General features: G+C 53.0%; 18 protein-coding genes. 1 reads left to right on the top strand and 17 read right to left on the bottom strand.

Annotated elements, in window-relative coordinates:
- Positions 1-28 precede the first annotated feature (28 nt).
- On the bottom strand, positions 29-910 hold the full coding sequence (locus ACFOLF_RS34405; RefSeq protein ID WP_210045397.1) for a carbohydrate ABC transporter permease: 882 nt from the start codon (positions 908-910) through the stop codon (positions 29-31).
- A 16-nt stretch (positions 911-926) separates the two neighbouring features.
- Positions 927-1,841, bottom strand: a complete 915-nt coding sequence (locus ACFOLF_RS34400; protein WP_210045398.1) for an ABC transporter permease subunit — start codon at positions 1,839-1,841, stop codon at positions 927-929.
- A 330-nt stretch (positions 1,842-2,171) separates the two neighbouring features.
- On the opposite strand from ACFOLF_RS34400, the gene ACFOLF_RS34395 reads away from it, so the two are divergent.
- The gene (locus ACFOLF_RS34395) at positions 2,172-3,182 is read left to right on the top strand and encodes a LacI family DNA-binding transcriptional regulator (RefSeq protein WP_210045399.1); all 1,011 of its coding nucleotides are present in this window, start codon (positions 2,172-2,174) and stop codon (positions 3,180-3,182) included.
- Positions 3,183-3,249: 67 nt separating this feature from the next.
- Here ACFOLF_RS34395 and ACFOLF_RS34390 read toward each other — a convergent pair whose 3' ends face one another.
- From ACFOLF_RS34390 to ACFOLF_RS34320, 15 genes are all read right to left on the bottom strand, one after another.
- Positions 3,250-3,480, bottom strand: coding sequence for a DUF5316 family protein (locus ACFOLF_RS34390; protein WP_379113424.1), 231 nt, complete (start codon positions 3,478-3,480; stop codon positions 3,250-3,252).
- Positions 3,481-3,508: 28 nt separating this feature from the next.
- A complete protein-coding gene (locus ACFOLF_RS34385) occupies positions 3,509-3,745 on the bottom strand; it encodes a DUF2651 family protein (protein WP_379113457.1) in 237 nt (78 codons plus the stop codon).
- Positions 3,746-3,798: 53 nt separating this feature from the next.
- Positions 3,799-3,996, bottom strand: a complete 198-nt coding sequence (locus ACFOLF_RS34380) for a hypothetical protein (protein ID WP_210045402.1) — start codon at positions 3,994-3,996, stop codon at positions 3,799-3,801.
- Positions 3,997-4,473: 477 nt separating this feature from the next.
- Complete coding sequence (locus ACFOLF_RS34375) at positions 4,474-5,514, bottom strand: NAD(P)-dependent oxidoreductase (protein ID WP_210045403.1); 1,041 nt, start codon at positions 5,512-5,514, stop codon at positions 4,474-4,476.
- Positions 5,515-5,516: 2 nt separating this feature from the next.
- Positions 5,517-6,371, bottom strand: a complete 855-nt coding sequence (locus ACFOLF_RS34370) for a DUF6807 domain-containing protein (protein ID WP_210045404.1) — start codon at positions 6,369-6,371, stop codon at positions 5,517-5,519.
- A gap of 32 nt (positions 6,372-6,403) precedes the next feature.
- Complete coding sequence (locus tag ACFOLF_RS34365) at positions 6,404-7,507, bottom strand: Gfo/Idh/MocA family protein (RefSeq protein ID WP_210045405.1); 1,104 nt, start codon at positions 7,505-7,507, stop codon at positions 6,404-6,406.
- A 149-nt stretch (positions 7,508-7,656) separates the two neighbouring features.
- Positions 7,657-9,810, bottom strand: a complete 2,154-nt coding sequence (locus ACFOLF_RS34360) for an ADP-ribosylglycohydrolase family protein (protein WP_210045406.1) — start codon at positions 9,808-9,810, stop codon at positions 7,657-7,659.
- A 39-nt stretch (positions 9,811-9,849) separates the two neighbouring features.
- On the bottom strand, positions 9,850-10,695 hold the full coding sequence (locus ACFOLF_RS34355) for a carbohydrate ABC transporter permease (RefSeq protein WP_210045407.1): 846 nt from the start codon (positions 10,693-10,695) through the stop codon (positions 9,850-9,852).
- A complete protein-coding gene (locus ACFOLF_RS34350) occupies positions 10,692-11,621 on the bottom strand; it encodes a carbohydrate ABC transporter permease (RefSeq protein WP_210045408.1) in 930 nt (309 codons plus the stop codon). Before ACFOLF_RS34350 ends, ACFOLF_RS34355 begins: the two co-directional genes overlap by 4 nt.
- 21 nt (positions 11,622-11,642) lie before the next feature.
- A complete protein-coding gene (locus tag ACFOLF_RS34345) occupies positions 11,643-12,953 on the bottom strand; it encodes an ABC transporter substrate-binding protein (protein ID WP_210045409.1) in 1,311 nt (436 codons plus the stop codon).
- Between the two features lie 247 nt (positions 12,954-13,200).
- Positions 13,201-14,094, bottom strand: a complete 894-nt coding sequence (locus tag ACFOLF_RS34340; RefSeq protein WP_379113422.1) for an AraC family transcriptional regulator — start codon at positions 14,092-14,094, stop codon at positions 13,201-13,203.
- A 304-nt stretch (positions 14,095-14,398) separates the two neighbouring features.
- Positions 14,399-14,800 (bottom strand): Rrf2 family transcriptional regulator, encoded by a 402-nt coding sequence (locus tag ACFOLF_RS34335; protein WP_210045410.1) that lies wholly within the window; start codon positions 14,798-14,800, stop codon positions 14,399-14,401.
- Between the two features lie 93 nt (positions 14,801-14,893).
- Positions 14,894-15,469, bottom strand: coding sequence for a TetR/AcrR family transcriptional regulator (locus ACFOLF_RS34330; RefSeq protein WP_210045411.1), 576 nt, complete (start codon positions 15,467-15,469; stop codon positions 14,894-14,896).
- A gap of 187 nt (positions 15,470-15,656) precedes the next feature.
- A complete protein-coding gene (locus ACFOLF_RS34325; RefSeq protein ID WP_210045412.1) occupies positions 15,657-16,610 on the bottom strand; it encodes a D-2-hydroxyacid dehydrogenase family protein in 954 nt (317 codons plus the stop codon).
- Positions 16,611-16,778: 168 nt separating this feature from the next.
- Positions 16,779-17,882, bottom strand: a complete 1,104-nt coding sequence (locus ACFOLF_RS34320; RefSeq protein ID WP_210045413.1) for a mandelate racemase/muconate lactonizing enzyme family protein — start codon at positions 17,880-17,882, stop codon at positions 16,779-16,781.
- Positions 17,883-17,919 lie beyond the last annotated feature (37 nt).

Raw genomic sequence — 17,919 nt, 5'->3', positions numbered from 1 at the left:
TGAATGTATGTTAGCCGGCAATCCGGTTCTAACCTTTAACCGCGCCGATCGTCAGACCTTTGACGAAGTAGCGCTGCAGGAACGGATAAAGCAGAATGATGGGTCCTGTGACGACAACCGCAGCCGCCATCTTGAGCGTCTCAGTCGGCGGCTTGAAATTCGGAGACAGATTCCCCGCGATGCTGGTCTTGAGAACCGAGGCGCTTGCCAGAATCTTGTACAGCAGAAACTGCAGCGGGAACTTGCTCTCCGTAGTGATGAACAGATTAGCGGTGAACCAATCGTTCCAGTATGCCAGCGCCATGAACAGCCCGATCGTTGCCAGACCCGGTGTGGAGAGCGGCAGGATCAGCTTCAGGTAAATCTTGAAGTCGCCGGCGCCGTCGATCTTGGCTGATTCGACAATCGAATCTGGAATCGATTTCATGAAATTTTTCATTAAAATGATATTCCACGCACTGAGCAGGCTCGGGATGACGAGCGCCATATAGTTGTCCTTCAGGCTCAAATAGTTGACGATCAGGATATACCACGGAATCAGCCCGCCGCTGAACAAGGTGGTGAAGTAGATAAAGAACGACAGGCCGTTGCGGTACTTGAACTCCTTGCGGGATAGAACATAACCGGCCATAGAGGTCATGAACAGGCCCAGCGCCGTTCCGATCAGCGTGATCAGAATCGTTACTTCGTACGCCTTGTAGATCTGGATCGGGTTCGTGAACATGGCCCGGTAGGCGTCCAGCGAGAATTGGTCCGGAATGAGCTTGAAGCCCTCCGAGATGATCTCCGTCTCCGAGCTGAGCGAGCCTGTAATAATGACCAGGAAGGGCAGCAGGCACATCACCGACAGGAGCGTCAGAAACGAATAGCCGGCCACGTTGAATACCAGTGTGGATCTTTCCATTTTCATCGGATGTAGGCTCCTCCTAGAATAAAGCGTAATCCTCGCGCGTCCTGCGAATGACGTAGTTGACGCCAAGGACGAGCAAGAGTCCGAACAAGGATTGGTACAACCCTGCCGCGGTCCCCATGCCGATATCGAAATTGACGGCGAGAGAGCGGTACACATACGTATCGATGATGTCCGTCGATTCGAAGAGCATGCCGTTCTGGCCGACAATCTGGTAGAACAGATCGAACTGGCCCTTCAGGATGCCGCCCAGACTGAGCAGAATCAGCAGAATGAATGTCGGCACCAGCATCGGGATCGTAATTCTCCGGATCCGCTGGAAAATGTTCGCACCATCGATCTTAGCAGCCTCGTAATATTCGTCGCTGATGCTCATAATCGCGGCCAGGTAGATGACCGTGCCGTATCCGAGGCCTTTCCACACATGAAAAAACACGATAATGTATTTCCACGGCGCGGTATGCATGTAAAAGTCGTATCTTGGGAAGCCCATCTGCGCAAGCAGCGTCGGGATAACTCCGGTCTGCGAGCTGAACAGGTTCAGAACGAAAGCGCCTATAAGAACGAAGGAAATGAAAAACGGGAGAAACATGACGGACTGAGCTGATTTCTTGAACCATTTGCCGGGCAGCTCCGCCAGGAAGATTGCACAAAACAGCTGAAGCGTATTGCCAAGCAGAATGAAGACGATATTGTACAAAATTGTGTTTCTTGTAAGCGTGGCCAATTGTCCGGAGCTGAACAAGAACTGAAAGTTGTCGAAGCCGACGAACTGGCTTCCGAACAAGCCGCCGTCAAAACTGTAATTGGTAAAAGCGTAATAGACGCCTACCATGGGGACGTAGCTGAACAGGGCAAAGAACAACAGCGCGGGCGCGATCATGAGGAACATGACCCGATTCTTCCCCAGTTCTCTGAAAAATCCGACCATCGTGCACCTCCGTACCGGAATGAATGAGTAATGGACAAAGCGGACTGACTAACTGTAAAAATGCATCACTCCCACATCAATTTATGAAATCGATTTCCTAAATGAAATGACGTCGTTCCGTTTTGGGTTTCCTTAACCTATCTGAGCACAAAACGCTGATATGGGGCCGATCTCCCGCCTCGCATTCATAGAATCCGCTTTCAATAAAAACTTTCGTTGCAAGCGGATTGATTTGTCCGGTCTCAGTATTGAAATCGATTTCATTTTGAATTATAGTGTTGATATCGAGCTTCTGTCAAACAAATTTTTAGAGCAAAGTTGAGGATGACTATGGATATCAAGATCATCGATGTTGCGAACAAGGCCGGCGTCTCCCCTGCAACGGTATCCCGTGTATTGAACGGCAATTCCTACGTCAAGGCGAAGACCAAAGACAAAGTAAATAAGGTGATCGCCGACCTCGGCTATCACCGGAACGCGGTGGCCAAGAATTTGCGGTCACAGAAAACGATGACAATCGGGGTCATCGTCCCGGATATTAACGCTTCTTATTTTGCTGAGATCATCAAGGGTATCGAGAATATGGCCTATTCCCGCAGCTATAAGGTCATTATCTGCGATGTGGAGAATCAGCCTGACAAGGAACTGGATTATCTGGGTCTGCTTATGAGCCGCACCGTGGATGGCATGATCCTGGCGACTCCCGCCACTGCGGATGAGGAGATCGTCCGCTTCTCGGACAAGGGGTATGCAATCGCCGTGATTGGCAGACATATCGAGCATCCAAAGGTGCCGTGCATCTATACGGACAACGTAAAGTTCTCGAAGGAGGTCGTCGATCACCTGGTTGGCCTCGGTCACCGCAATATCGTGTTCCTGAGCGGCTACGCCGAAGCGGTGGACAGCTTCGAGAGGCTTGAAGGGTACTTGAAGGGGTTGAAGGAATATCAGATCCCGTTCCGTCCGGAGCTGGTCGAGAACGGCAACTTCAATGAGAACGGCGGATATGAAGCCATGATGAGGCTTTTTGCCAAAAATATCCCCTTCACTGCCGTATACGCGGCGAATGACGAGATGGCGCTCGGCGTATACAAGGCCTGCCGGGAAACCGGCATCCGCATCCCGGAGCAGCTGGCCGTTGTGGGTGTCGACAACAACCGGATCAGCAAGTATTTGACGCCGACTTTGACTACGGTCAACCAGCCCAAATATGCGATGGGCGCGATCATTGCCGAGAAGCTGATCGATCAGATGAACGCCGATGAGTTCGCGGCCAAATGCGTGTTCAAGGTCGATTCCGAATTGATCCTGCGGGGATCGACCGAGCATCGCTTGAAATAAAAAAAGGGGCGGTCCGCCGCCCTTTATGCTTGATCGTCCCAAATTCGAAAAACGGGCTAGTACTTGTTTAGGAACCTTTTATCCAAAAGTAATAGATAGCTGCGATTGCAAACGATACCAGCGAAATCAGAAAAAACCATGTAGATAATTTCGCTTTTAATCTCCGTTCTTTGGGATCCGGATTCTGGGAATAATAGTTTCCTCTCTGCCTGTTTCCATCCGTCCATGCTCCAACTAAAATACCCGCCAGAAATAATGAAATAATACCTATGTATATGAATATCGACAAATACCCCATCTCCTTAGTCGTCGACAGCCGGTTTTCGTTATTTATTGGCTATTTTAAATTTTTGGATCATATAGACGAATAGCCTTGCAATCATGCTGGAAGCAAAAGACAACAATGTGTAAATTATCAACCAAATGAGGAATGTCGTATTATATACGGTAAAAGTCAACACAACAGAAACCGCAAACGTCAGTGTTGGAGCAATGAATATATTTTTTAGAACGATGTACCCAACAAAGCCAAGCAGAATGAAAATAATGGGGAAAATGATCATGATCAAAGAAAACTCATTTATCATTTTTCACCTCCTGATTCCCCTCTGGTTACTCAATATATTCTCAGACACAACCATGTAACCGCCCCTGCCGCCATGAGCGCGGCCGCAGCAACAAATCCAGCATAACCCAGTCTGGTACGTACCGCAGCGGTCTGTTTATCATAAAATTCCGGCTTTCTCATCGTCCCCAACCATAAGTCGCCGATCAAATTCACGACCACAAGGACAAAGCTTTTCGTTATTTTCACTTCAATCCCTCCCTTTGTGATTACTTCTAATCGTAACATATTATACCTGTTTTGTTGATTTATTCATTTATAAGCAGTTAGAGTCAGATGGTTATTCCAGATTGAAGTAAGCCGTAGGCCGAATTCCCGTCTCCACTTGGTACCTGATGGATGCTGTCCATCAATAAAAATCCGGTTCAGCCGCCATTTAGCAGCCGCCTTAGGATAGCGAATTGTCACCATTGATATCGTAAAATAAAGCCGAACTAAAAACTACGCAAAAAAATAGAAGGGGACTTCTGCCCCCCTCTTCGTATGTTTGTTACTAAAACGCACTTTAGAAATGAACAAGTGGCAAGGCAGGCAAAATGCTTGTGCAAAAGGGTTTGTGTTCGTCTTGGTTCCCTGATTTCGACCATAAACCTTATATTCAGGGAATCCGGGAACAACAGCGATTGGTAGAGCATTCCGCCTGCACAGCGGCTTCTGTTCACATCCTTAGCTCGTTTTAATCGAATGCACCGGACGAAATTGCGCCATCAGCATCTCCGCCCACTGCTCGTTCGCGTGTATCGTACGTCCTGCATTATGGGGAGTGTGAACGACGTTGTGCCTGCCGAGCAAAGGATCGTCCAGCGGCAGCGGTTCAATATCGAATACGTCGGCGGCAAGACTGATCTCATCGGCCAAAACCCTTTCCCTGACCGCTGCCATGTCGCAAATTAATGCTCTAGTCGCCAGAACTACCAGGCACCCCTTGGGAAGCGCACGGATATGATCGGCGTTGATAATTCCCTGTGTATTGGCGGTCAAAGGCACCATCGGCACGAAGATATCCGCATCCTTGACGAGCTCATCCAGATGCCATACTTTGCGGGCGCCCGCACGGTGGAACGACGGTTCGGACGCGAATGGATCCCATGCCGCTGCTTCCGCCCCAAGCATGCTCACAAAACTGGCATAACGGCTGGCGATATTGCCTGCTCCTACAATCCGTACCTTCTTCCCGAACACGGTGCCGTTCGTGAAGTTCGGATCGTCGCCAAATTGGTGGCCCCTCGTTTCCGGCATCCCCATATTTCCCGGAGGATTATAATCCCACGGCGCCAGGCTGGAAATGATGGCATGATGGGACTGCGGAATACGCCGAAGGCCGCAAAGCGTCAGAGCAAGGCCGAATTCCGACACGGATTGGCCCCAGAAGCCCTCCGAGGGATGCTTGTAGATCTGAACCCCGGCCCGCTCCCAAGCATCTCGAATTTCCGGCTCCAACTCTTCATTGTATCCATCGGTACATATTGCCGCTTCCTTAAGCGATGTGAATGCTCCCAGACAATCTCTTGTAATGTCTACACCAAGCACTGCCAGTCGGGCGATCTCGGCTGGGCTCGGGACAACCTCTCCGAGCTTTTCCTCACCTCCAGTCAGGAGCCGAATGAGCTGCGTGTCCCCTTGACTGCTCCACATCCTGTGCAAATGATTTGCAGCAAACGGCCATACGGTATCAAAATTCGGATGCACGACAACAGCGCTTTTCATCGTCAATTGTTCCTCCCATTACGAAATTCATTCCAATTCGCTTCTATTTGCGCCGAGTCGATTTCACCCGTATAGACGAAGACCCGATGTCTGAACAATTGCGTACTGCCCGCTTCGAGCTGCCAATCTCCGGCTATGCACAGGCTTGGGGCAGCCCCGAATTGGCCATCCACGCGCCATGGAACCGGATAGCCAGGATTAGCAGGATGGTCCATTATCGCTATGCCGGCTGCCGATTCACGGCCTTCTATCGGCATGGAGATAGCCATCCAGCGGGCCGGCTTGCCGTCAGCCTCTTCCCTTGCGAGCCCCTCGCTGCTTATGCTGCTCCCGCCGAATGCCTCGCGGTATGGCATTCTGATAAATAATCCGCCGTAATCGTAACGTCCGAACGTTAAGGCAGTATGAGCCTTGAGCGTCCATTCCAGGTCCAGCTCATAGGTGTTCCCGCGGTCACAGAAGTTCCACCGCTGCTCCTCGGCAAGGAGGGGAGTACCGTCAGGCGAACGCCAGTCGGTCTCCACTGCCCATTCCGCTTTACTCCCGTTTACTACAGGAGGCAGGAGAGGCTTCGGGTGAAAGGTTCCATCCATCGGATCATTCCGCAAGCCCTTCTCCCAGAAACCGACGCCATTAACCTTATTGAGCCCCGTATACAATCCATGCTGCCACGGATGATGGGCGGGAGCATTTTCGGTAAGCTCGCCAATCCCGTCGGGCGACAGGATCGGATGAATATAGGGGCGGCTGTTGGCTGCAGCGTTTTGCACGAGAACCGGCCGCGTTCCGCCCGCCCGGAAGATTTCAATAGAATGCGGGGTACTAACGGCATGAAGCGCAGCTTCGCAAGATTTCATGATGGGCATGCCTCCGTCCTTCAGTTTTTGGTTTAGCGGAAATCAGGCAATTTGAGGGGGATTCCGCCCTGCATGGCGGATTCATGCGCAACAAGTCCCGTACACGTCCAGTTCGCGGATGCGAACACATCCGGAAACGGCGGACGGTCCTCTACGAGGCTCATAATAAACTCATGCGCCAAATGCGGATGGGATCCGCCATGGCCATTCCCCTGCTTGAACGAAAGATGCTGATTCTCGTCTGCATTGTAGACTCCCTCGGCCGTATATTTACGTATGCCCTCCGGAAGCAGGCGGGCATAATCCGGGATCTTCACGCGCTCGCCGTCCTCTCCGCGGAATATCAACGGTTCTTCCCTTTCCAGCTGCTGCCACTCGAAGCTCATCTTGTCCGCATAAACATTAAAGCTCTCGATATACTCACGGGAAATTTCAAATAAGGACCGGGTCACTTCCATCGCCAGGCTGGAATCGCGAAGACGCACAAGAGCGGACTCGGCAGCAAAAGGCGAGCCGTACTTGGCCGCAAGGTTCCCGGCAATTTGCCCCGAACCGAAGCATACCACCGTGTCCGCTTCTTTCCCGGCCAAAGCAAGAAGCGGACTTACCGCATGGGTTGCGTAATGCATGGGTGGCAGCCCTTCCCAATAACCCGGCCATCCGGACATCTCCTGCTGATGAGCGCCCCGCAGAAACTGCAGCCTGCCCAGCTTCCCGCTGTCGCGCAGCTCCTTCACATACAGAAACTCGCGCGTATACACGGCTGTTTCCATCATCATGTAGTGCTTGCCAGAGGCTTTCTGCGCCTCGACAATCCGTCTGCAATCCTCCACTGAGGTGGCCATCGGCACCGTGCAGGCCACATGCTTGCCGGCAAGCAGTGCTGCGACAGATTGCCGGGCATGAAAGGGAATCGGGGTATTGATATGGACGGCGTCTACATCCGGATCCTCAAGCAGTTCCTCAAAGCTGCTGTATCTTACATGGATCCCAAAATGATCGCCAATCCGATGCAGGCTATCCTCCGACCGCTGGCAGATCGCATACATCTCTGCGTGCGGGTGATTTTGATAAATGGGAATAAACTCGGCTCCAAATCCCAAACCGACAATGGCTACACGAATTTTTTGGGTCATCAATTATCCTCCTGCTTTGAATTTATAGTCCGGATATCCACTATAACCCATGCTGACATGCCTTCTCTCCAAAGATATCCGCCCCAATCAGATTTATGAACAATTATGCATTCTCATCCTCTGGCCCCGGCTGCGCCCCTGATTTTCCGTCAGCGGCTTGACACGCGATAGCGCTTATAATGGGTATGGCTGCCGGCCGTATTGGACAATCCCACCTGCCCCGTCCAATAAGGAAGGCCGTTATCTCCCGCATCCTCCACTTCAAGTACATGCTGTCCGTTCACGCTTACCGTAAACCGGTTCCCCATCGCTTCGACGGCAATCGTATAGTCCCGGCCATGCTCCCATTCGAAGTCGGCAGAAGCGAGCTCCGTGCAGCCGTTAGCATTCTTGTAAAAGCTCACTTTATTGCCGGGGGCAAGACCCGCGGCGTAAGAACGGATACCGCCCTGCACCCTGACCAGCACCCTGTGATGGCTTCCGGATACGGGCCGAACGACCGCTTCAAACTCATAGTCCCGCCACTTCAGATCGCCGGTATAGCATTCTGCGGATTCGCCGCTGTAGCTGCCGGACAATTCGCCCTGCTCCAGTGTCCATAATCCGCGCAAATAAGTAAATTGGCTGACCTCCTGATGCAGTCCGTGCCAGCGCTCTATCCGCTCGAAGCCAAAATCTATGGCGTAGTCAGGCGCGCCAGAGAAATGGAAGTCATCCACATAGGCTACGAGATTCGCGGACCAGCCTTCGGCAGGGACGAACTCGATGCCCGCTTCGCCGATGCACACATTTTCCATCGAAGGCAGCTTATAGCGCAGAGTGATCCATTCGCCTTTCACGAGCTCGATGCTGTCGGCATAGTGGCGCACATCGGCATTGACATCCTTGACGTACAGCCTTGCAATCACTCCGATGTTCACAAATTCAGGGACCATGACTTGGGCTTCGATGGTCTGGCCGGGGTAGAGCAGCGGCGAGAAGCTCGGGTCGTACCGGCTGTCGTTGAAATCATGAGGGCGGTAGTAGGTCTGGTGATAGACACGATAGCCATACCCGCCGCTCACCCGGTCGAACAGCACCTTCAGGGAGCGTCCGCCGCTTGCCGCCGCTTCCGGCGTGTTCGAGACAACGCCGGTAACATGCGCTCCGCTTGCATCTGCGTCCGTGCGGAACGCATGCGTCGACCCCGGATATTCGAAATGAAAACGCGGCGGTTCGCCGGTGAGGATCGGACGCCATTTGGCCGGAATGTCCGCATTCGCGATTTTATAACCGAAGCTTGCGATATAGGAAGCGCACCAGGGAATATCCAGTATGTTCAGCGTTCCGATGACGCTGGAGCAGCACAGGAAATCGTTGATCGGCTTCCGCCACGAATCATCAATGCCGTCAAGGCCATTCCGTACGCCCATGATGGTACCGACATTTGCGACATTGCAATCCGTATCCCAGCCGCACATGTTGCAGATATTGATCGAGCGGGAGAAGTCTCCTCCGCCGTACAGCAGCGACAGCACAATGACCGCCGCGTTCGGGATGATATGGCATTCGCCCGGATACAGATGGTAGCCGAACTTATCCCGTACGAACAGGAAAGCCTCCCTCCAATCCTCCGGTTGACCCCCATGATATTCGATAACCGTTCGGGTCATTCGTGCGAATTCGCAATCCTCCGGGATCACGGACAGCCCCGCTTCCAGAATCTCATGCATATCCTGGCGGTCGAATGCGGCTGCGATGCAGGCCGCGATAAACATGCCGCCATACTTCCCGTTCCCGTCATGCGACACACTGGCGATTTTCTCCGCATACTCTGCGGCAAGCCTCGGGTTGCCCGGTGCGATCAATCCCCATACATCAATGAAAATCTGCCCGCCGATCTGCTCCGCCACCGCAGCCCCATTCTGCTCGATCGATCCCGAGCGCGGCGCCATGATCCCGTTCTTGAGGTTCTGATAAGCGGTATGCTCGGTCGATTTGCCATAGCCGCCCCACCAATAGAAGCCGTGGCCATCGGGCGCATAGTTAAGCCAGGTCAGCCCCATCTGCTCGGCTGTAATTTCGCTTGTATGCGTGTAATCCTCCAGCGCGCGGAGAAAGAACATGGGTCCGTTCGTGTCGTCATCCGCCGCGAAATTTTTAAACGTATGAAGATAGCCCGTGATTTCGCCGAATGTTCTTGCGATCCGTTCGTACGTCCACTGCTCGATATTGCCTCCATGGCGGACGCCAATTACTTTCCCCAGCCATCCCGCATAGACGCGTTCCGGATAATCTTCAGGCAGGATCTGTTTATTCATCATGTATCCATTCTCCTCTCGGTTATGTTGCTTGTGTTTGTTTTATCCCTTAATCCCCATGCTGGCAATTCCGCCGATCAGATTGCGCTGCGCAAAATAGTAGATGAGCAGCAGCGGCACGACGACGACAGTCGAAGCCGCCATGAGCAGGTTCCACTCGGAGCCTCTGCTGGAAACGAAGTTGGCAAGGCCGACGGCCAAGGTGAATTTCTCCGGCGAATTCAAATAAATAAGCGGCCCCATGAAATCGTTGTACACATTCGTGAATGTAAACACGACAATGATGGTCATGGAGGGACGCAGGACCGGGACAAGCACCTTCCACAGGATTTGCAATTCATTCGCTCCGTCGATCTTGGCCGCCTCGTCGAGGTCCTTCGGGATCGTGAGCAGGTACTGCCGCATCAGGAAGACGAAGAACGGATTCGCGAAGTAAGCCGGGACCGTCAGCGGCAGGTACGTATCCACCCAATTCAGCTTGCTGAACATGAGGAAGGTCGGGATCATCGTCACCTGCTCCGGTATGAGCATGGTGGCGAGCATGATCATGAACAGCACCTCGCGTCCGCGGAAGCGGAACCGGGAGAAGCCGTATGCGACCAGCGTGCAGGACACGACCTGGCCAATAATGACGAAGAGCTCAATCGTAAGCGTATTCGTGATGTAGGTAGCGAACGGAGCAAACGAAAATGCGTTCACATAGTTCGCCCACTGCGGGTCTGCCGGAATCCACTGCGGCGGAAATTGAAACGTGGTCGCTTTGGTCTTCAGCGACGTCGATATCATCCAGAAGAAGGGAACCATGCAGGCGAACGACAGGATGATAAGGAAGCAGTAAGCGGCAATTTTGCCAAAAGGCTTTCTCGCCGACACATTCACATTCGTCATTTCACCACCGCCTTCCTTCCCTGCGTCTCATCCGCCTCATAATAGACCCACCTGTTTTGCGTGGCATATACAATCAGCGCAAGCACCAGCGACAGGAGGCCGCCAATCCATGCCATGGCCGAAGCATAGCCCATATCGAAAGATTTGAAGGCCTTCTGGTACAGATAAAGCATATAGAACAAGCCTGCATTGTCAGGACCGCCTCCGCCCCGGCCGTTGATGATATACGCCTGCGTGAAGACCTGGAAGGAACCGATGATGCCCATGAGCAGGAGGAAAAAGAGCGTCGGCGTCAACAGCGGGATCGTGATCCGCCAGAACCGCCGGTACATACCGGCGCCGTCAATTTTGGCGGCTTCGTACAGCTGCTCCGGAATGTTCTGGAGGCCGCCCAGAAACAGGATGGCGTTCCCTCCAACCCCCCACAGGCTCATGATGACGTAACTCGTGAGTATCCAGCTTGGATCCTTGAGCCACTGGGGTCCTTCGATGCCGACCCAGGACAGCATATAATTCAGCAGCCCGTAATCGGCATTGAAGATCCACAGCCACAGCATGGAGACGGCCACGCCGGTAAGCACCGAAGGCAGGTAGAACAACGTCCGGAAGAAATTGATGCCCTTTACTTTAAGATTCAGCATCAGCGACAGCAGCAGGCCGATCACAAGACCGAGCGGAATCGCCATCGCGCTGTAGGTGAGCGTAACCTTCATCGATTTGTAAAACAGCGGATCGCGGAACAGGCGGTTGAAGTTGTCCAGCCCTATCCAGGAAGGGCTGGCGTAGATATCCCAGTGCATGAAGCTCAGCGCCAGGGACGCGAGGATCGGGAAGGCGGCGAATGCCAGAAACCCGAGGATCCAGGGAGATATAAACAAGTAGCCGAGCCTTTCTTCCCGCCGGGCGCTTTTGGATAGCTTCACCATGATATGTCCACCTCCGATTCGTTACTTGACTGTTTGGGCTTCATCCAGCTTTTTCTGCATCTCTTCGGCTGCTTGCGGAAGCACGTCGCCTGGCGATTTCATCTCGACGCCCTTCAGCGGATTCACGATATCCGTATAGGTCTGGGTCATGTCTGAAGTAATATCATCGTAGGCGTTATTGCGGACATAGACCGGTTTCTTCGTCGGCTTCGCTCCCTGATCATAGAACACCTTCAGCGCCTCGTTGTCGAGCAGCTTCTGATCCTCCCAGATCTTCGGAATCGGCGGCCCCCATGTCAGCTCCTCCGCCACATCCTGGCCGATCTCCGTGCTCGACATGAACTTCATGAATTCCCATGTCGCTTCCTTATGCTTCGATTTGGCATTCATAAACCAGCTGACGATGTCGGCCCAGGCGTAATCCTCACCGCCCGGCACTTTCGGAAACGATACGGCTCCCCATTTGAACGTGACATCCTTCAGCGAGTTATAGCCCCACAGCGTCCCCATTGTCATGCCCACCGTACCCGAGCCGAACGCGCCGTTGTCGCCGGTCATCGTCTCCGAGATGGACGACGGAAGCACGCTCCCATCCTTCATCAGCTGCTGGCCGAGCTCATAAGCCTTCATCGTTTCCGGCGAATCCAGCACGCCTTTCACCGTAAGCCCGTCTTCGCTGATCATATCGCCGCCATAATTCCACACGAGCGGCGTACCCGTTAGCAGCGAGTCGCCTGTTGCGATATCGGTGCCGAACACTTTCTTCTCCTCGTTCGTCAAGGACTTCGCGATGCTGCGGAAATCATCAACCGTCCAATCCTCCGTCGGATAAGGCACCTGCGCCGCATCGAACAGATCCTTGTTGTACAGGACAACAGAACTGGAATAGTCGCGGGGCAGTCCGTAATAATGGCCGTCCGCGCCCTTCAGTCTAAGATCCGTTATCGGCTGAAAATATTGGTTCATATCCCACCCGCTCGCTTCGATGAATTCGTCGATAGGCTGAATGTAGCCCCGGTCGAATTCATTGCCGGGGTACCAGCCTACCCACATATCGGGACCCTTGCCTGCGGCGAACGCCGTGTTCAGCTTCTCAAAATAGCCTTCCTCCGGAATATTGGCCATCTTGATCCGGATATCCGGATGGCTCTCCTCAAATTTCTTGACCAGCTTCTCGTACAGCGGCTGCCAGTTCGCCAGGTCCGGCTGCCAGAATACGATTTCCGTCTTCCCTCCCGAGCCGCTTCCATTGGAGTCCTTCATACAGCCTGCCAGCAGTCCCAGCACCAGTAAACATACGATCAATAGATGAATGTTTGTTTTCCTCACCATGAACCTCAACCCCTTTTTAAAGAGTGTGCTGCTTCCTTCTTTTACTCCGCTTGTCACCTGCATATCTTTAATTAAAGCGCTTTCATTTTACATTTCCATCATACCACCGCTGCTGATCGGCCGTCTTGCTAATAAGCACACTTCCCTTGTCAAAAACGGCTGGATTTCATATCCGCTGTATGTTTGACCTGCCGTTTTGGATCCCTCAAAAAAATAACCCTCCCTGCAGGAACTTTAGAAGGGTTCATCATTTATCGGATTCAGCGGAAAGCGCCATTGCTCTCTCTCTGGTCAGGGCAAGCACAGACGCCTCAGCCCGGTACTCCTGCGGGGTCATGCCGACTATCTGTCTGAAAGCCCGGTAGAACGGAGTCAGGCTCTGAAACCCGCAATGCAGACAAATCGTCATCACCTGCATGTCCGAGGTGATCAACAGCCGCTTGGCTTCATTGATGCGCAGCTGGGTCAGGTATTCCTTAAAGCCCTCGCCCAGCATTTCCTTGAATAGGTGGCGCGTCCGCGACGGACTGAGCATAAGCACGCGCGCGACATCCTCCAGCTCTATGGGATCACGGAAGTTCTCCTTCATAAAGGATAGTGCGGGATTCAGTTTATGATACAGATTAACGACCCGGTTAATCTCGCTCTTGGGCGTGTCGCTGCCATAGTGCCTCAGCAGCAGCGTACAGATTTGGAGCAAGCCGCCGCGGAGCATATTTTTGTAGCCTGTCCTCCGCTCGCGGTACTCCCTCTCCATCGACAGGAGCAAGCCGCCGATTTCTTTGGCTGCAGGTGAATGGGCCGGAATGTGGTTATGGAACTGGGTCGGGTTGTATACGAAAGGAAGGAGCAGCTCCTTCTCGCCCTGTTCAATGAATTCGGGATCGAAATACATAAAGGAAAAATGGCTGGGGTCGTCCCCATCGGACTGGGCGATATGCCGCTCCATATTATTGACGACGAACACATCGCCGGGCATGACGCGGAATTTTTTCTCGCCGAAATAAAACCAGCCTTTACCCGTATGACAGTATCCGATCTCAAGCGGCGTGTGCCAATGAAAAGTCTCGACCATCGTGCTTGGAGTCCACTCCTGGAACATAATGGGAAGGTCTTTTTCAAACTCGTATTTGAATTCCATGCCGATCCCCAACTTTTCGTCGAAATTGACTTCCTTTGTCTGTATGATGCCATCATAGTATGGCTGCCAAGCTCAAAGCAATACTGCACCGGAGTACACTGAAAATATAAAAAAACAGCCGCTCCACCGTTAATCGCTTCCGCTTGTTCGCAATTGCTCGTATTGAAACGTCACCACGCCCGCATAATCGATAATTCGCTCAATAATAATGCCGATTGACCGTACCCTGTGATCTTCATTAGTCATTCACCTTTCTGGAAGAAATTATTTGTGCAATAATTTGCACATTTTCAGTAAAAAAAATTTATTCCACCAAATCCGCGATCGTATAGTTCCCAAGCACCTGCGTGACCTGAACATTGATATCGGTCATGATCCGCGTGAAGGATTCCCGGACTTTCGCGCCAAACAAGCCTTCTCCGGTCGTGTCGGCCATCCGTCCCCATTGCGGGTCTTCATTATGAAGGGACTGGTATACTTCGAACAGGGTGATCTCCTCCGGCCGTTTGACCAGGCGGTAGCCTCCGGACCGGCCCTGCTTCACATCAATCAGGCCCGCTTCCGCCAGCTGCGATAAAATCTTGCGGAGCGCCGTCGGCTCGCAGCTGATAAGGCCGGCGATCTCGGCGCTGGACCATTGGTCCCGACGCGACGCGAGCGCGATAAGAGCCTGCACCCCGAATCCGAAGCGGGTCAACTGAGCCATCGGGCGACTGCTCCTTTCTTTGATTTAATATGCAAATTGCAGCACACTTAATTTAGATGTTCAAGGACGGGCTGCTGCAAGCATCAAAGCCTCTTATCTTTCCAATATTGCAAGGGTTGTGTCGATAATCCCTTTCAATTTCTCTTTATCATCCGTTGTCTTAACCAGAACGCGCATGCCTATCCACGCATTGTTCAAGTAATAAGCCAGTGATTCGGCATTGTGATGATCAGCAATTTCGCCTGTATTCTGGCCGAGTGTGACTAGCTCGAGCAGCAGCTTCTCGCCACTGGCAAAGCTCTCATTCACTTTGATTGCCACTTCAGAATCATGCTGGGCAAGTTCAACGGCAGAATTGACCGTCAAGCAGCCTTTGGGCCCTGCTTCTGCCATCGCGCTAAATTCAAACAACTGCCGGATAGCCTGTTTGGCGGAAGCGGTATTTTTGATCAATGACCTTGTTTCTGCTCCTATAGCTTGATCATAGCGTTCTATTGCTTTCATATACAAAGAATGCTTGTCGCCAAAGGTATTATAAATGCTCTTCCTGTGGACGCCCATGGTCTCCACCAGATTGCTCATCGATGTTTTTTCATATCCTTGAAACCAAAAAAGATCCATTGCCTTATTAAGCACATCGTTAACTTCAAACTCTCTGTTTCTGGACATACCAACAGCTCCTTTACTGCCATTATACCCAATATAGAACGATCGATAAAGAATAAGAAATATCCAATACTTCCAAGCTGCGACCGTTCAGATCCATCCGAAAAAGCGGCTGCCCGCCGGCGTTCAGGGCAATTCCCCGGAACCGGCATCAGCCGCTTGTTCAGCGGATGAGAGGAATGAATTCCCGCTAGCCGAGAACGTTCACGGGCGATCCATTCAAATAAGCATCAATGTCCTCGACGATTCCGCGGAAGAAGCCGCGGTAAGCCGCTTCAGTGACATACCCGATATGCGGCGTCGCCAGCACATTGGGCAGTGTGCGGAGCGGATCATCCGCAGGCAGAGGCTCCTGCTCGAATACGTCCAGTCCGGCCCCGGCAATTGTGCCGCTGCGCAGCGCTTCAATCAGCGCATCCCGGTCAACGATCGGCGCGCGCGAGGTGTTGATGAGGTAGGCTGACGGCCGCATGAGCCCGAGCTCCCGTGCTCCGAGCAGTCCTCTTGTGCGATCGCCAAGCACGAGATGAATCGAGACAAAGTCGCTGCTCTCGAGCAGCTCCTCCTTCGAGGAAGCCAGCTTCACACCCGCGGCGGCAGCTTTTTCCGCGGTCAGATTTTGGCTCCATGCCGCAACCTCCATGCCGAACGCTTGTCCGATCCGCGCGACATTGCTCCCGATATGACCGAGCCCCAGCAGGCCAAGACGCTTGCCGAGAAGATCGATGCCGACCGTACTCTGCCAATGCCCTCCGGAACGAAGCGCCTCATTCTCCTGCACAAGCTTCCTCGCCAGTCCCAGAATAAGCGTCCATGTCAGCTCCGTCGTGCCTTCGCCTCCCCCGCGCGTCCCGCATACGACTACGCCATTGTCCGCCGCGGCGGCCAGATCGACAGAAGCGTTGCGCATTCCAGTCGTCACCAGCAGCTTCAGACGGGGCAGACGCTTGAAGAGTCCGCTCCGAAAAGGAGTGCGCTCCCGCATAATGACCACAATCTCGCAATCTTCGATCGCAGCTGCCAGCTCGTCCTCGTTCTCGAAATGGGTATGGAATACTTTAACATCCACTCGATCGGCGAGCCCCGTCCAATCCGTCATGGACATGGCAACCTGCTGATAATCGTCAAGCACAGCGCATTTCATCTCATATTACCCCTTCCCAACCGGATCTGCTCTCATAATCGCATACTGCCGGGCGTTTGCCAAGCGTCCTTCGACCTGCGGCATGGGCAGATAACAGCAAAGGGCACATCCTTTAAGGATGCGCCCTTACCGCACAGCAGCCATAACTATTCTTCTGCAGGCTCAGGTTTATAGTCGGCTAATCTGGTAATCAGCCTTATCCAGCCACTGCTGATTGATCTCAACCCCCCAGCCAGGACCCTTGGGAATCTCAACGGAGCCGTCAACGACCTTGAGCGGAGGGCTGAAAAGCCCGTCTGTCCAGGCGTTGTTCCACTCTATCGTATATTCCATAAACCGACCGGCATTGGGAATCGCTCCCAGCATATGCAAAGTAAATACCGTGACCATCGAGAGATTCGATGAATGCGGCGTACACGGGATTCCCGCTTCCTCCGCCATCTTCGCCACCTGCAGAGCGCGGCTCAATCCGCCCACATAACAAACATCGGGCTGTACAATATCGACGGCCCGCATGGCAATCATGCGCCGGAACTGGGCCAGATCCGTATCCTGCTCTCCTCCGGTCACTGCCAGGCTCAAAGCCTGATTCACCTGCTGTGTCCATTCCAGCTCGGGATAGGGACATGGCTCCTCATAGTGGCAAACGCCGTACTGCTCCAGCATATGCCCTACCTCGATAGCCCGCTCAGGCGAGAAACCGCTGTTCGCGTCCACATACAGCAGGGTATCCGGACCGATCGCTTCGCGTACTGCCGGAACAATGGCTTCCGTTCTGCCAGGCCAGGCGTCAACATCATGCCCGAAGGGATTGCCGATGCGGATTTTGAACGCTTTGAAGCCATGGGATTGCTTTAACCACTTCAGCCTCTCGGCTTCCTGCTCGGGGGTGATGGACCGGCTCATGCTGGAGCCATACACCTCGACAGCTGTTTTTTGGCCGCCCAGCAGCTCCCGCACGCTTTTATTCTGGATTTTCCCATGAAGATCCCACAGGGCCGTATCGACCCCGCCTACCGCACGGCATATATAAGATCCCGGAAACTTATGCTCGCCCTCAATGCACTTCTCGGCCAGCGGAGCGATATCCTCCACCCGGCTCACATCCGCTCCCAATACATAGGGACTGACTTGCTGGTGAAGCACCAGGGCGGCGATATTGGCATGAATATAGGGGGCCGTCTGCCCGTAGCCTTCTCTTCCGTCGTCCGTCCGGACTCTGACAATGCTGATTTCCTTTGTCGTGAAGGTCTCAATACTGGCAATTTTCATTTTGGAAAACCTGCTTCCTGGCTAAATTTTTGATCCC

This window comes from Paenibacillus sepulcri (assembly GCF_042647105.1).
Classification (GTDB): Bacteria; Bacillota; Bacilli; order Paenibacillales; family Paenibacillaceae; genus Paenibacillus_Z; species Paenibacillus_Z sepulcri.
Note: the sequence above shows the minus strand (reverse complement) of the source record. Positions and strands in the feature narration are given on the sequence as shown.